A 15648-nucleotide genomic window follows, 5' to 3' on the forward strand; every position below is an offset into this window, starting at 1 on the left:
GGCTCCGCTGCAGACGGGGCTTCATCCGAGAGGCGGAGCATTTCCGATGAGCTTTGCACCTTTGGCTGCGATCTCGCCCGGCCGTGCGCGGCGCGGCCCCCGCATCGCAGCGCTGACCTTGCTGCTCGCGGTCGGCAGCGCCGGCGGCACATGGGCCGAGACCCCGTTGCCGGACAGCGAGAATGGTCGTTACACCTTTACGCCTTCGGCGGAAGGCGTGGTGCGGCTCGACACCCGCACCGGCAAGGTTTCGACCTGCACCGACAAGGGCAGCGGCTGGGCCTGCTATGCGATTGCCGATGAGCGCGCTGCATTCGATGCCGAGACCGGGCGGCTGCAGGCCGAGATCGATCGGCTGAAGCAGGAGGCCGGCGCGCTCCGCGCCGCCAACGACAGCCTGAAAGCGCAGCTCGCCAGTGCCGGCCAGCCCGGCGGCAAGACCGATGAGGCGCTGCCGAAGAGCGACAAGCTGCCCCAGCCGCAGATCACCGAGAAAGATGGCCAGCGCAAACTGGAAATCCCGCTGCCGAGCGATCAGGACGTCGATCGGGTGATGGGCTTCCTCGAGCGCGCCTGGCGCAAGCTGATCGACATGGCGACCCGGGTGCAGCGGGACATCAGCGGCGACAAGATCTGACCGGCCGCGATGCGAGGCCTTCGATGAGTTCATCCCGTCCCCTCAGCCGCGGGCCGCTGGCGCGTGCGACCGCCACCAGCGTCGCCTCATCGGTGCTCACGGTGCAGACCGGCGGCTCCGGCTTCACCGATATCACCCGTGAAGTCGCGGCGTTCGTCGCCGATGCGCAGGCCAAGGACGGCGGCGTCACGGTGTTCGTGCGTCACACCTCGGCGTCGCTGACGATTCAGGAGAACGCCGATCCGACGGTGCTGGCCGATCTTGCCACGGTGCTGAACAAGCTCGCGCCGGAGAATGCCGGCTGGCGGCACGACACCGAGGGGCCGGACGACATGCCGGCCCACGTCAAGACCATGCTGACCTCGGTGTCGCTACAGATCCCGGTACTGCAGGGCCGGCTCGCGCTCGGCACCTGGCAGGGCGTCTATCTGGTCGAGCACCGTGCCAGGCCCCACCGCCGTGAGGTCGTGCTGCAGTTCATCGGCACGACGGTGTAGTCTGTCTTCTCGCCGGCTTCGTCGCTTCGCTCTTCGCAATCGCGGCGTGGCGGATTCCGGCGTTCCAAAACAAACGGCCGCGGATCGCTCCGCGGCCGTTGTTATTTGGCCGGTCCGGCACTACTGCCGGACCGCTGATCATCAGGTCTTGCTGATGTCGACGTTCTTGGTCTCCGGCAGGAAGATCAGGCCGACCACCACGGTGATCGACGCGAACACGATCGGGTACCACAGGCCGGCGTAGATATCGCCGGTCGAGGCGACGATCGCGAACGCGGTCGCCGGCAGCAGGCCGCCGAACCAGCCGTTGCCGATGTGATAGGGCAGCGACATCGAGGTGTAGCGGATCCGGGTCGGGAACAGCTCCACCAGCAGCGCCGCGATCGGCCCGTACACCATGGTGACGAACAGCACCAGAACGAACAGCAGTCCGATCACTGCGGCGACGTTGGCTTTGAAGATGTCGAACGGATGCGACATCTTGATGATCTCGGGGTTGCCGGCCTTCGGGTAGCCGGCCTCCTGGACCGCCGCCAGCACCTGCGGATTGGAGGTCTTGGCGTCGGTGTAGGGCACCTCCTTGTCGTTCACCAGAACCTTGACGCCGGAGCCGGCCGGTCCACTGACGGTCGAGTACTTGACCGACGATTTCGACAGGAAGTCGCGCGCAGTGTCGCAAGGTGCGCTGAACACCCGGGTGCCGACCGGATTGAACAGGTCACCGCAGCCCGCCGGGTCGGCGACGACCTGGACCTTGACGGTCTCGACCGCTCGTTCCAGTGCCGGGTTGGCGTAGGTGGTGATCATCCGGAAGATCGGGAAGAACGACAGCGCCGCGATCAGGCAGCCGACCAGAATGATGGGCTTGCGGCCGATCTTGTCCGACAGCCAGCCGAAGATGATGAAGAAGCCGGTGCCGAGCAGCAGCGACCACGCGATCAGCAGGTTCGAGGTGTAGCCGTCGACCTTCAGGATCGATTGCAAGAAGAACAGCGCGTAGAACTGGCCGGTGTACCAGACCACGCCCTGGCCCATCACCGCGCCGAGCAGCGCGATCAGGACGATCTTGGCGTTGCCCCAGTTGGCGAAGGCTTCGGTCAGCGGCGCTTTCGAGCTCTTGCCTTCCTCCTTCATCTTCTTGAACACCGGCGACTCGTTCAGCCGCAGCCGGATCCAGACCGAGACGCCGAGCAGCAGCACCGAGACCAGGAACGGGACTCGCCAGCCCCAGTCGGCGAACGCGGCCTCGCCGACGATGCTTCGTGTCGCGAGGATGACCATCAGCGACATGAACAGGCCGAGCGTTGCTGTGGTCTGAATGAACGAGGTGTAGTAGCCGCGCTTGCCGGGCGGAGCATGCTCGGCCACGTAGGTCGCGGCGCCGCCGTATTCGCCGCCGAGGGCGAGGCCTTGCAGCAGGCGGAGGCTGATCAGGATGATCGGCGCGGCGATGCCGATCGTTGCCGCATTCGGCAAGAGGCCGACGATGAAGGTCGACAGGCCCATGATCAGGATGGTGACAAGGAAGGTATATTTGCGGCCAACGATGTCGCCGACCCGGCCGAACACGATCGCGCCGAACGGACGGACCAGGAAGCCGGCGGCGAAGGCCAGCAGCGCGAAGATGTCCCGGGTGGCCGGCGGATAGGCGCTGAAGAACTGCGCGCCGATGATCGCGGCCAGCGAGCCGTACAGATAAAAATCATACCATTCGAAAACGGTGCCGAGCGAAGATGCGAGAATGACGAAGCGCTCATCGCGGGTCATTCCGCCCGAACGCTTGCTCGTCGCGGCAAGTGTAGCCATCAGAGGGTGCCTCCCTGGGTTGTTTCGAGGGCTATGTTGTTGTTTTTATTGAGACCGGCCGCGCCTTTGCGGCGCAGGGTCATCGTGCGTCAGTGTACGCTAGCACCGCTGCCGCCCTGCGGCATTACGACTTTCGACGCCGAAAACCCGCATAGTTGCGCTTGCTCAATGTTTTCGGCTGCGTGTGAGGGCATGATGGTATGGACAAGGCAGTCACGTCCGCCTTGCCAGCCGTCCAGCACAGGGCGACACTTGCCTCCCCATCTTGCCATCGGTTCGCTAAGGCGAGCCGGGAGCGGTGATGGTTTGGTTCCAGCTTGCGAGTAAGGGACATCATGAGCACCCCCGCCAGCACGCATTTGATCATTGCCGATGACCACCCGTTGTTCCGCGATGCGCTCCGTTTGGCGGTCGCGAGCGTGGTCTCGGCGGCGAAAATAGACGAGGTCGGGTCGTTCGAGGATCTGACGGCGATGCTCGAGCGCGAGGGCGATGTCGACCTGGTGCTGCTCGACCTGAAGATGCCGGGGATCAGCGGTTTTTCCGGGCTGATCTATCTGCGGGCGCAATACCCGGCGATCCCGGTGGTGGTCGTGTCCGCCAGCGACGACGTCGAGACCATCCGCCGCTCGCTGGATTTCGGCGCCTCCGGCTTCGTGCCGAAGCGGTTCGGCGTCGAGAAGCTCGGCGAGGCGATCCTGCGGGTGCTGGACGGCGACGTCTGGGTGCCGCCGGATGTCGACCTGTCGGCGGCGGCCGATCCCGAGACCTCCAAGCTTCGCGACCGGCTGGTGACGCTGACGCCGCAGCAGGTCCGGGTGCTGATGATGCTGTCCGAAGGCCTGCTCAACAAGCAGATCGCCTATGAGCTCGGCGTCTCGGAAGCCACCATCAAGGCCCACGTCTCGGCGATCCTGCAGAAGCTCGGGGTCGAAAGCCGCACCCAGGCGGTGATCGCCGCCGCCAAGATCTCCGGCAGCCAGTGGCGCCAGGAAGAGCCGATCGCGTCGTAAAGTCAGTCGTTTTGTACCCAGCTCATCCTTCGAGACGGCGCGCCGCGCGGTCTCCTCAGGTTGAGGTCCGTGTGCCGGGATAAGTGATCACTCCGCCGCCACCACCTGCTGCTGGGCGTGCCACTGGCTCAGCAGCGCGCGCAGCGAGGCGGCCTTCACCGGCTTGTTCAGCACTGCGATCTCTTCCTGACGCGCGGAGGCGCGGACGCCGGGGCTGCGGTCGGCGGTGATCAGGATCGCCGGGATGCTCTGGCCGAAGCGCTGGCGGATCTCGCGGATCGCGGCGATGCCGTTGCCGCGGTCGAGGTGGTAGTCGACCAACAGGCCGGTGACGCGGTGCTCGCTGCTCTCGATCGCCCGGATCGCGGCTTCCGGATCGGCGACCGCGATCACCTTGGCGTCCCAGGTGGTCAGCAGCGTCTTCATGCCGTCGAGGATCGCCGGATCGTTCTCGATGCACACCACCAGCATGCCGCTCATCGAGGCGCGTGACAGCGGCGTCGCGCTGGTCACCGCCGCGGTGTGGTTGACCACTTCGGCGACCGGGACCGTCACCGAGAAGCAGGAGCCGCCGCCGCGATTGGAATCCAGCGCGATGCCGTGGTCGAGCACCCGCGCCAGCCGCTCGACGATCGACAGCCCGAGGCCGAGACCGCGGGCGATCCGCGCGCCCTGTTCGAGCCGGTGGAACTCCTTGAAGATCTCGCCGCGCTTGAGGATCGGCACGCCGACGCCGGTGTCGTAGATGCCGATCCGGAGCGACTGCCCCTGACGCCGGCAGCCGACCAGCACCCGGCCCTGCGGGGTGTATTTGATCGCGTTGGAGATCAGGTTCTGCAGCAGCCGCCGCAGCATCAGCCGGTCCGACCGGACCGGCAGCGAACACGGCACGAAGGTCAGATCCAGCCCCTTGGCGCGCGCGGTCGGGGCGAATTCGATCTCCAGCGATCGCATCAGATCGCCGATCACGAAGTTCGACAGCGACGGCGTCATCGCGCCGGCGTCGAGCCGGGAGATGTCGAGCAGCGCGCCGATGATTTCCTCGATCGCCTGCAGCGATTCGTCGATATTCTCGACCAGCCGGGAGTCTTCGCCGCCGTTCTGGCGCTCCACCAGGCTGGTGGCGTAAAGCCGTGCCGCGTTGAGCGGCTGCAGGATGTCGTGGCTGGCGGCGGCGAGAAAACGGGTCTTGGAGATGTTGGCTTCTTCGGCCGTGCTCTTGGCCAAGGCGAGCTGCGAATTCAGCCGGGTCAGCTCCTCGGTGCGTTCACGCACCCGGCGTTCCAGCGTGGCGTTGGCCCGCTCCAGCGCCTCGGCGGCTTCGAAACTCGGGGTGACGTCGGAGAAGGTGATCACCAGCCCGCCGTCGGGCATCCGGTTGGCGCGGACCTCGACCACCAAATGGCGGTCCGGAAACCGCTCGATGAACGGCTCGCCCTCGGTGGTGTAGGCCGCCATCCGCATCTGGGTGTGAGCTTCGGCGTCGGTCGGGGCGATGCTGTTGCTGGCGAGGAATTCCAGGATTTCGATCAGCGGAATGCCGATCTGGATGATGTGCGGCGGCAGCCCGAGGATCTCGCCGAACTGCCGGTTCGAGCAGATCAGTTGCAACTCGGGATTGAACACCGCGATGCCCTGCCGGACGTGGTTCAGCGCGGTCTGCAGGATCTCGCGATTGAAGTGCAGCGCCGCGTGGGAATCGTCGAGCAGCTTCAGCGCCGCTTCCGCCGACACCGTCCGCTTGCGGAGCAGCAGCGACAGCACCAGCCGCGACGACGCCGCGCCGATCGACGAGGCGATCAGATGCTCGGCGTGCTTGAGCAGCTCGAAATCCGCCGGCGCGGCCGGATCGAGCGTGATGCGGCGGCCGGTGGCGAAGCTGCGGAACGAGTCCCGGGCACGCTCCGGGCCGAGATATTGCGACACTGCGCCGACGATGTCCTGCACCGTGACGGTGGTGCGCCAGCGCCGGAACGCCGGCGTCATCGGCGTCAACGCGTCGGGCACGAACACTTCGGCCTGCAGCCGCTCGATCGACGACGGTTGCCGCAGCAGCGACAGCACGATGTAGGCGACAAGATTGAGCGACAGGCTCCACAGCACCCCGTGCAGCAACGGCGGCAGGTCGGCGCCGAACAGCGCCTGCGGCCGCAGCGCCTCGATGCCCCAGGGGCCGTGCTGCAACAGCAGCAGCCCGGCGGTCGAGTTCTCCATGAAGCTCGGGATGAACAGCGTGTAGGCCCACACCACGAATCCGACCACGAGCCCGCCGATCGCGCCCCGTGCGGTGGCGCGGCGCCAGATCAGGCCGCCGAAGAATGCCGGGGCGAATTGCGCGATCGCCGCGAACGACAGCAATCCGATCGCAGCGAGCTGGGTGTTGCCGAGCGCCCGGTAGTACAGATAGGCCAGGATCAGAATCGCGAAAATCGCGACCCGCCGCACCGTCAGCAGGAAGCTGCCGAAATTGCGCTGCTCGTAGGGGCGCGGCGCGCCCTGGCGCTTCAGCACCAGCGGCATCACCAGATCGTTCGACACCATCACCGCCAGCGCCACGCATTCGACGATCACCATCGCGGTGGCGGCCGACAATCCGCCGATGAACACCGCGACGCTGAGCATCGGCGCGTTGGCTTCGATCGGCAGCGCCAGCACGTACATGTCGCTGTCGACCTTGCCGAACGGGAATTTGACCAGTCCGGCGAGCGCGATCGGAATCACGAACAGGTTGATTGCGACCAGATACAGCGGAAACAGCCAGCGGGCGCGGCCGACCTCGGCATCGTTGGAATTCTCGACCACGCTGACGTGAAATTGCCGTGGCAGCATCATGAAGGCGCAGAACGACAGCGCCGTCATGGTCAGGAAGTTGGCCGGCGAGGTCTGGTCGAGGGCGCGGACCGCCTCGGGCATCTGCATCGCCCTCTCGATCAGCGCAGACGGGCTGAACATCCAGAAGGTGACGAAGATTCCGGCGGCGAGAAACGCCACCAGCTTGACGATCGACTCGGTGGCGACCGCGAGCATCAGCCCGTGCTGATGTTCGGTGGCGCTGGCCTGGCGGGTGCCGAACAGCACGGTGAACACCGCCATCGCCATCGCCACGATCAGCGCAAGATCGCCGACGATCGGGATGTCGGCGATGTTGTGATTGTCGCCCAGGATGGTCTGTAGCGATGACGACACCGCTTTCAGTTGCAGCGCGATATAGGGCACCGAGCCGATGATGGCGATGATCGCCACCGCGGCGGCGACCTTCTGGCTCTTGCCGTAGCGTGCCGCGATGAAGTCGGCGATCGAGGTGATGTTCTGCGATTTAGCCAGCCGGATGACGCGGCGCAGCAGCGGCGCCGCGGCCACGACCAGCAGGATCGGGCCGAGATAGATGGCCAGAAAATCGAAGCTCGATCGACTGGCGAAACCGACCGAGCCGAAGAACGTCCAGGAGGTGCAGTAGATCGCCAGCGACAGCGGATAGATCAGGACGCCGGCACGTTCGCGCTGGCCTTGCGACAGCCGATCGCCCCAGCTCGCGACGTAGAACAGAAACCCGATGTAGGCGAGGGCGGCTGCGATCACGCCCCAGTCGTGCAGCATCGCGGTCGTGCTCCCTCGCGCCAGGCGGATGAACGGTCACCCCGCCCGGGCCGACAGAGGCCCACGGGACGCGGTCGCCACTCTACCAAACTCGAAGGGGCGCCCGCGACAGGGATTTTCCCAGCCGCGGGCGCCCCCGCCGAAAACTCGTCACCGCGTCGCGCCAGCGATGCGGGATTACTCCGCTGCGATCGCCTTGGCGCCGAGCGGCAGGTCCAGATCGTTCCAGACCTGCACCAGCGCTTCCGCCAGCGCGTCGATCAGCTTGTCGTCGTGATACGGCGACGGCGTGATCCGCAGCCGCTCCAGGCCGCGGGCGACGGTCGGGTAGTTGATCGGCTGGATGTAGATGCCATGCTGATCGAGCAGCAGGTCGGACGCCTTCTTGCACTTCTCGGCGTCGCCGACGAACACCGGCACGATGTGGGTGTCGGTCGGCATCACCGGAATGCCGGCGTTGTTCAGCACCGCCTTGACGCGGGCGGCGCGGTCCTGATGACGTTCGCGCTCCCAGGTCGAGGCGCGCAGATGCTTGATCGCCGCAGTTGCCGCGGCGCAGATCGGCGGCGGCAGCGCGGTGGTGAAGATGAAGCCCGGAGCGTAGGACCGTACCGCGTCGATCACTTCGGTCTTGCCGGTGATGTAGCCGCCGAGGCAGCCGAACGCCTTGGCCAGGGTCGCTTCGATGATGTCGATGCGGGCCATCACGCCGTCACGCTCGGCGACGCCGGCACCGTGCGCGCCGTACATGCCGACCGCGTGCACCTCGTCGCAATAGGTCATCGCGTTGTACTTCTCGGCGAGGTCGCAGATCTTCGCCAGCGGGGCGGTGTCGCCGTCCATCGAGTACAGGCTCTCGAAGGCGATCAGCTTCGGCCGGTCCGGACCGGCGGCGATCAGCAGTTCCTCGAGATGCGCCGTATCATTGTGGCGCCACACCACGCGCTCGCAACCCGACTGGCGGATGCCTTCGATCATCGAGTTGTGGTTCAGCGCGTCCGACAGGATCAGGCAATTCGGGATCAGCTTGCCGAGCGTCGACAGGCCGGTCTGGTTGGAGACGTAGCCCGAGGTGAACAGCAGTGCCGCTTCCTTGCCGTGCAGCGAAGCGATCTCCTGCTCGAGCTGTACCAGCGGATGATGCGTGCCGGCGATGTTGCGGGTGCCGCCGGCACCGGTACCGATCCGGGTCGCAGTCTCGACCATGGCGCCGACCACCTTCGGGTGTTGGCCCATGCCCAAGTAATCGTTCGAACACCAGATCACGACATCGCGAGGTCCGGAGTTCGAATGCCAGGTGGCGTGTGGGAACCTGCCGGCCATCCGCTCGAGATCGGCGAACACCCGGTAACGACGCTCGTCGTGGAGGCGGGTGAGAGCGTCTTGAAAGAACTGATTGTACTGCATCGCGATGACCTGTTGGGGAGGCGGATCGAACGACAGAACGCCGTATCGGCCGGCGAACTATTTGAACTCTTCCATCACCGAAGTCGAGGCGCAAGTCGACCATCGAGCCGCGCCGGATGCGATCCATATCACTGCTTTCGCAGGTGATTGCTTGATGAAGATCAATGGTGCGGAGAGCGGCGTGGCGGCTTGTCCGGGAACACGCGGACAGCGGGGGCGAAACCTCAAGTGGTCGTGAACCTCAGCACGCCATCGGAGAACGGTGCCACCTGCAGGCGATTCTGGCCCAGCATGTAGTTGACGTGGGCGATCAGCTCGCCGACCGCGAAACCGGTCTGGTGCGCATCGAGCACGTGTTTGTGAAACACCACCGGCACCAGTTCGGCCGAATTCATCGGCCTTTCGCGACAAGCGTCGGCGATCAGTCCGCAACGCTCCTCATGATGATCGGCGAGCTGGCGGATACGAATCTTCACGCCGGTGAACGGCAGGCCGTGTCCCGGCAGCACCAGCACGTCGTCGGGAAGCCGCGTCTCGAGCTCGGCAAGCGAGGCCAGATACGAGCCGAGCGCGTCTTCGTCGGGTTCGTGCGCCCAGACGCTGACGTTCGGCGAGATCTTGCTCAGCACCTGATCGGCGGAAACAAATAGTTTGTCGGCCGCGCAATACAGCATCACCTGATCCGGCGAATGGCCGGCGCCGGTGATGATGCGAAACGTTCGCTCGCCGATCGTGATGTCCTGCCCCTTCGAGAGGCGACGATAGGCTGCCGGCAGCGGTACGGTCTTCTTCAGATAGTCCTGACCGCGTCCGACCAATTGCTCGATCACATTTTCGTCAATGCCGTGCCGCTGGAAGAATGCGCGATTGTTGACCAGCCGTTCGTCGGTGCGCCGGTTCTGGTGATACACGCCCTGCAGATATTCGATCTGCGACATGTAGAACGGGCAGCCGAACCGCTGCACGATCCATCCGGCCATGCCGACATGATCGGGATGCGCATGGGTGACGATCACCCGGCTGATCTTGAAGCCGGCGAGGGCGCCGTCGAACAGCGTTTCCCAGGCCGCGATGGTGGCGTCGTTGCCGAACCCGGTATCGACCATCGCCCAGCCGTCGCCATCGGCGAGCAGGTAGATGTTCACATGGTTGAGGCGGAACGGCAGCTTTAGCCGGAGCCAAAGCACGCCGGGCACGATCTCGACCGCCTGCTCCGGTCCCGGGTGGCTTTCCAGCAGATAATGGAGTTCGTCGTGCGGCGTGGTGGCGTCGGTCTTCTTATGCATTCGGCGCAGGCTCCCTGATCCGGCTTAGCGGGAGCGGAGCGGCGGCGCCAGCCGAAAAACCGCCGGGCCGGTTGCGGCGATCACAGGGCTGGATCGAACGGCCGGGGCGTACGCCATCGGCCGTTCGATCCGGATGTCGGTCACGCGGCGCGGATATTGACCAGGAAGGCGTCGATTTCCTGCCGCAGCAGCGCCGCTTCCTGGCGCAGCGAGCCGGAGGCGTTCAGCACCTCGGAGGCGGCCGAGCCGGCCTGGGAGGCCGCGGCGCTGACGCCGACGATATTGCTGGAGACTTCGCTGGTGCCGCCGGCCGCATGCTGGATGTTGCGGGCGATCTCGCGAGTCGCCGCGCCCTGTTCCTCGACCGCCGCGGTGATCGCAGTCGTCACCTCGTTGATCGAGGTGATGGTCTGGCCGATGTTGCGGATCGCGCCGACGGCGTTGCTGGTCACGCCCTGCATCGCGGCGATCTGCGCCCTGATCTCCTCGGTCGCCTTGGCGGTTTGGCTGGCGAGATCCTTGACCTCGGCTGCAACCACGGCGAAGCCGCGGCCGGCGTCGCCGGCGCGAGCGGCTTCGATCGTCGCGTTGAGCGCCAGCAGGTTGGTCTGCGAGGCGATGCTCTGGATCAGGTCGATGACCGCGCTGATCCGTTCGGCATTGTCCGCGAGGCCCTGCATCGTGGTGTCGGTTTCGCCGGCTTCGCGCACCGCCCGGGTGGCGATCTCCGCCGAGGTCGTGACCTGGCGGCTGATCTCGGCGATCGACGAGGCGAGCTGCTCGGTTCCCGTCGCCACGGTCTGGACGTTGACCGAGGTTTCCTCCGCGGCCGAAGCGACGGTGGTCACCAGCGCGCTCGACTGCTCCGACGTCGTTGCCATCGCGTGCGCAGTCTCCTGCATCTGGTCGGCGGAGGATTGCAGCTTCTCCATCGTGCTGCGCACGGTGGCTTCGAACTCGGCGATCCGTGCCTCGATCCGTTCCGTCCGCTCGGCCTTGGCGGCGCGGTCCTTGTCCTGCTCGGCGCTCAGGGTCCTGGCCCGGACCATGTTGTCGCGGAACACTTCGAGCGACTCGGCCATCACCGCGATCTCGTCGCGGCGCTGGCCTCGCTCGATGGTGGTGTCGAGATCGCCGGCCGACAAGCTTTGCATCGATTTCTGCAGGCCGCCGATCCGGCGCAGGATGCTGCGGCCGACATACAGCCAGACGAACAAGGCCGAACCGATCAGGGTCAGCGCGCCGAGCGTGATCATCGCTTGCGTGGCGAGCGAGATCTGCGCCTGCGCCTCCGACGTTCCAACGGTGGTTTCGTTGCGGACGCTGTCGACGAGCTGCTTGACGCTGATGCCGAGGCCGACATTGAGCTTGCGGGTCTCGTCGAGCAGCAGATCGCGATAGTCGCGGGCGTCGAGCTCGAGTTGCCGCAGCTTGAATGCCCCGGTCTTGCCGTCGCCGAGCGCCATCAACTTCTGCGCTGCGGCCTTGATCCCGGCCGTCGTCTGGTTCTCGGGGAGACCGTCGAGATTGGCGTTCACCACCTGACGGGCTTCCTTGAAGCTGGCTTCGGCCGGGTCGAGCTGGTCGGTGCCCGAGGCGGACAGCGCTGCCATCAGGTCAGAGGCGATCAGATTGCTGAGAGCGATGATGGTGCCGAGCTGTTCGATTCGCCGTCCGGCGGCGGTTGCTTCGTCCTGAGACAGGTCGACCGAGCCGAGCACCGCGTTCATCTGCGTCTGCGCGTCGAGCATCGCCGGATTGGCGACCGCGATGAAGGCGTCGTGCGAGCGGCGCAGCTCCTCGTAAAGTTTGGCGTGTTGGGTGGTCAGGTCGACCCGTTCCTGGGCCGCGGAGCCGAGGCTGCGGATGGTGTCGTCGATGCTCCTCAATGTCTCGGTGAGGGCCGACACCACTGCTTTTTCACCGCCAAAAGTGGTGATGTCGGCGAGCTTTTCCATGGCGACCTGCTGCGCCGCCTTCATCCGTGACGAGCGTGCGCGAAGCTGTTCGTCCGACATCGATTCGAGCAGGATCGGCGCCTGGCTGGCGAGCCTCTCGCTCTCGGCGGCGAGCTGCAGGCTGGCTGCGAGCTTGGGAATGTCGCGTCCGCTGAGCCCGGACATGGTTTGACCGAGCTGGTGCAGGCTGAATCCTGCCCAGGCGCTGATCAGGATCGCCATGCCGGCAATCACGGTGAATGCGGCGAACAAACTGCCGCGAATTCCGAATTGCGGAAAAGTCGGCCGCAGACGTCGGAGCTTCGCGAATTTCCCGGACATATTTCCCCCACCTGACTCTTTGCGATTCTCTGCAAACTTGCGTCGATCGCCTGGATGCCGGCGGAAGTATCAGATTAGGGGGTTAATATTCTTCACGTGTTCTTACGAGGATTGGTCGCTGTTTGAGCGATTGGTTCGGTACCGTCTGGCATGGTTTCAAAAATGAAAAAGGGCCGGCGCGAGGCCGGCCCTTTCCAACTTCCAGAAGAGGAAGTGATCAGGTCTTAGTACTTGGCGACGACCGGACCGCCCCAGTTGAAGCGGTAGTTCAGGCCGGCCTTGACCACGTGCTCGTCGTTCTTGGCCGAGAAGCCGTTGCCGAGGTTGACGTTGCCGAAGTCGTAGTACTGGTACTCGATCTTGCCCGACCAGTTCGGAGCGAACAGGTATTCGAGACCGCCACCGACGGTGTAGCCGTCGGTCTTGCTGTCGACCGCAACGCCGAAGCCGTTGACGGTCAGGCTGGTGCTGTAGTCGGCGTAAGCCCAACCGCCCTTGACGTAGAGCAGCGCCGGACCCCAGGTGTAGCCGAGCCGGCCGGTGACCGAGGCCAGACCACGCTGGTTGTCAGAGAACAGGTAGCTGTTGCCGAGGCCGTCAACAAACGCCACCGACTGGTTGGTGCCGCTCAGCCAGGAGTACTGGCCTTCAACACCGAGCACCCAGTTCGGAGCGAACTGCCAGTCGTAACCGGCCTGCACACCGCCGAGGAACTTGCCGTTGTCGGAGGCGGTGACGCCGGTGCCGATGCTGTTGTCGCCCGAGAAGGCGCCACCGATGTGACCACCGATGTAGAAGCCGGTCCAGTTGTAGATCGGGGCCGGGGCGTAGGCCGGAGCCTTGGTGTACGGGCGGGCGGCGAGGTCCGCGGCGACGGCCGGGGCCGCGCCGAGGGCGATCAGGGCCACGGTGCCGAGCAGAATCTTCTTCATGTCATTGTCTCCAGACTTTGTCAGACGCACCGTTCGTCGGCGCCATCTGCCGAATGACTTAGCGGGATTTGACGCAAAATGCTGTCACCGGGAGGCCACACTCCGTTTGGAACTAACCTCATGACTGGGCACAATTTTTTATGGCTAATGGAACCTTAAATAGATCTAAATTCCGCCTTAATTCGGAACCGGGCCTGCCGCCCGAAAGGGCGTCAGATTTTTACATCTGCTCAAATTTGCGGCGCTGCGGGAGGGCGTGTTTAAGGCTTTGATTTATGACGGTTATGTGCGCTCGTGGACGCTTGCCAGCAGTTGGCGTGATGATGTTATAGTATAACGAGTGATCGACGATACCTTCCGGATGGATGGGCGTGAGCAAATCTCCTTCTTCTCTTTCCCACCCGGCCGGGAATGTCCGCGTGCACGTTCACGGCGTTGAATCGCCGCACCCACCGCAGGCCGCCCCTTGGTCGCTCCTGAGGATGGGCCTCGCCAGCCGAATCGCCGCGGCGCTGGCCATGAGCGCCGCGCTGTGGGCGCTGGTGCTGGTGGCGATGAGGTGACGATGCCGGCGCAACTCTCCTTCCATGACGTGACCCTTGGTTACGACCGCCACCCGGCGGTGCATCACCTCTCCGGGCAGATCGCTGCCGGCACGCTGCTGGCCGTGGTCGGCCCGAACGGCGCCGGAAAATCGACTCTGTTTCGCGGGATCGTGGGCATCCTCAAGCCGCTGTCAGGCTCGATCGATCGCAACGGCATCGATGTCCGCGACATCGCCTATCTGCCGCAAAGCGCCGAGATCGATCGCTCGTTTCCGATTTCCGTGTTCGATTTCGTCGGGACCGGGCTGTGGCGGTCGACCGGTGCGTTCGGCAGCCTCGGCCGCGACGCCAAGAACCGGATCGCTCGCGCCCTGGCGGCGGTCGGCCTGTCGGGATTCGAAACCCGGAACATCGGCACCCTGTCGGGCGGCCAGATGCAGCGCATGCTGTTCGCCCGCGTGCTGCTGCAGGACGCCCGTGTCATCGTGCTCGACGAGCCGTTTAACGCCGTTGATGCACGGACCACGGCCGACCTCGTCAATCTGGTGCGGCGCTGGCACGAGGAGGGGCGAACCGTGATCGCGGCGCTGCATGATCTCGATCTGGTGCATGCCAGCTTCCCGCAGACGCTGCTGCTGGCGCGGACCGCGGTGGCCTGGGGCACGACCGCCGAGGTGTTGACGACCGACAACCAGACCGAGGCGCGGCGGATGTGCGAGGCGTTCGACGACAGCGCTGCCGCTTGCACCGCCGCGTCGCAGGCAGCCTGAGACCGATGATGCTGGATCAGGCGCTGGTGGCGCCGTTCACCGAGTTTGAATTCATGCGCCGGGCACTCGCAGGCATCGTCGCGCTGTCGCTCGGCGGCGCGCCGATCGGCGTGTTCCTGATGCTGCGCCGGATGAGCCTGGTCGGCGACGCAATGGCCCACGCCATTCTGCCCGGCGCGGCGATCGGCTTCCTGCTGTCCGGGCTGAACCTGTTCGCGATGACCTTCGGCGGCCTGATCGCCGGCTTCGCGGTGGCGATTCTCGCCGGCCTGGTGTCGCGCGTCACCGAACTGAAAGAAGACGCCTCGCTGGCGGCGTTCTATCTGGTGTCGCTGGCGCTCGGCGTCACCATCGTGTCGATGCGTGGCACCAATATCGATCTGCTGCATGTGCTGTTCGGCAACATCCTGGCGATGGACGACCGCACCCTGCTGGTGATTGCTTTCAATGCCACGCTGACGCTGGTGGCGCTGGCGGTGATCTGGCGACCGCTGGTGATCGAGTGCGTCGATCCGCTGTTCCTGCGCACCGTCAGCCGCGCCGGCGCCCCAGCGCATCTGATCTTCATGGCGCTGGTGGTGATCAATCTGGTCAACGGCTTTCACGCGCTCGGCACGCTGCTGGCGGTCGGGCTGATGATCCTGCCGGCCGGCATCGCCAAATTCTGGGCGCGCGACATCTCCGGGATGATGCTGGTGGCGGTCGGCAGCGCGATGCTGTCGGGCTATTGCGGCCTGGTGCTGTCGTATCACGCCGGCCTGCCGTCGGGGCCCGCGATCATTCTGGTCGCTGCGGCGATCTATCTGTTTTCGCTTTTCTTCGGCCGGTCCGGGGGCGTGGTTCGCAAGCTCTTTCCCGGTCGCCACCTGGAGGCTTGAG

Annotated in this window: 12 protein-coding genes; 6 read left to right on the forward strand and 6 right to left on the reverse strand. The window is 65.2% G+C overall.

Annotated features, from left to right (window positions below; genetic code table 11):
• The first annotated feature begins 46 nt into the window (after positions 1-46).
• Complete coding sequence (locus FLL57_RS00435) at positions 47-637, forward strand: hypothetical protein (protein WP_142881853.1); 591 nt, start codon at positions 47-49, stop codon at positions 635-637.
• A 23-nt stretch (positions 638-660) separates the two neighbouring features.
• Positions 661-1134, forward strand: coding sequence for a secondary thiamine-phosphate synthase enzyme YjbQ (locus FLL57_RS00440; RefSeq protein ID WP_142881854.1), 474 nt, complete (start codon positions 661-663; stop codon positions 1132-1134).
• A gap of 141 nt (positions 1135-1275) precedes the next feature.
• Here FLL57_RS00440 and FLL57_RS00445 read toward each other — a convergent pair whose 3' ends face one another.
• Positions 1276-2940, reverse strand: coding sequence for an MFS transporter (locus FLL57_RS00445; protein WP_047309313.1), 1665 nt, complete (start codon positions 2938-2940; stop codon positions 1276-1278).
• Between the two features lie 335 nt (positions 2941-3275).
• Here FLL57_RS00445 and FLL57_RS00450 point away from each other — a divergent pair, with 335 nt between their 5' ends.
• The gene (locus FLL57_RS00450; protein ID WP_013500803.1) at positions 3276-3953 is read left to right on the forward strand and encodes a response regulator transcription factor; all 678 of its coding nucleotides are present in this window, start codon (positions 3276-3278) and stop codon (positions 3951-3953) included.
• Between the two features lie 87 nt (positions 3954-4040).
• Here FLL57_RS00450 and FLL57_RS00455 read toward each other — a convergent pair whose 3' ends face one another.
• The 5 genes from FLL57_RS00455 to FLL57_RS00475 form a co-directional block, all read right to left on the reverse strand.
• Entirely contained in the window at positions 4041-7550 is a 3510-nt protein-coding gene (locus FLL57_RS00455) for a hybrid sensor histidine kinase/response regulator (RefSeq protein WP_142881855.1), read from the reverse strand.
• Positions 7551-7727: 177 nt separating this feature from the next.
• Positions 7728-8957, reverse strand: a complete 1230-nt coding sequence (hemA, locus tag FLL57_RS00460; protein ID WP_013500805.1) for a 5-aminolevulinate synthase — start codon at positions 8955-8957, stop codon at positions 7728-7730.
• A gap of 224 nt (positions 8958-9181) precedes the next feature.
• Positions 9182-10243 carry an MBL fold metallo-hydrolase gene (locus tag FLL57_RS00465; RefSeq protein WP_142881856.1) on the reverse strand — a complete coding sequence of 354 codons (1062 nt, stop codon included), beginning with the start codon at positions 10241-10243 and terminating at the stop codon, positions 9182-9184.
• 140 nt (positions 10244-10383) lie between these two features.
• Positions 10384-12522, reverse strand: a complete 2139-nt coding sequence (locus FLL57_RS00470) for a methyl-accepting chemotaxis protein (protein WP_013500807.1) — start codon at positions 12520-12522, stop codon at positions 10384-10386.
• 224 nt (positions 12523-12746) lie between these two features.
• Positions 12747-13454, reverse strand: coding sequence for an outer membrane protein (locus tag FLL57_RS00475; protein WP_142881857.1), 708 nt, complete (start codon positions 13452-13454; stop codon positions 12747-12749).
• A 371-nt stretch (positions 13455-13825) separates the two neighbouring features.
• On the opposite strand from FLL57_RS00475, the gene FLL57_RS00480 reads away from it, so the two are divergent.
• From FLL57_RS00480 to FLL57_RS00490, 3 genes are read left to right on the forward strand one after another with little or no spacing between them, the layout of a single operon-like run.
• The gene (locus FLL57_RS00480) at positions 13826-14017 is read left to right on the forward strand and encodes a hypothetical protein (protein ID WP_041807693.1); all 192 of its coding nucleotides are present in this window, start codon (positions 13826-13828) and stop codon (positions 14015-14017) included.
• Between the two features lie 2 nt (positions 14018-14019).
• Positions 14020-14769 (forward strand): metal ABC transporter ATP-binding protein, encoded by a 750-nt coding sequence (locus tag FLL57_RS00485; RefSeq protein ID WP_013500809.1) that lies wholly within the window; start codon positions 14020-14022, stop codon positions 14767-14769.
• 8 nt (positions 14770-14777) lie between these two features.
• On the forward strand, positions 14778-15647 hold the full coding sequence (locus FLL57_RS00490; protein ID WP_013500810.1) for a metal ABC transporter permease: 870 nt from the start codon (positions 14778-14780) through the stop codon (positions 15645-15647).
• Position 15648 lies beyond the last annotated feature (1 nt).

The organism is Rhodopseudomonas palustris (genome assembly GCF_007005445.1).
In the GTDB taxonomy this organism is placed as follows: domain Bacteria; phylum Pseudomonadota; class Alphaproteobacteria; order Rhizobiales; family Xanthobacteraceae; genus Rhodopseudomonas; species Rhodopseudomonas palustris_G.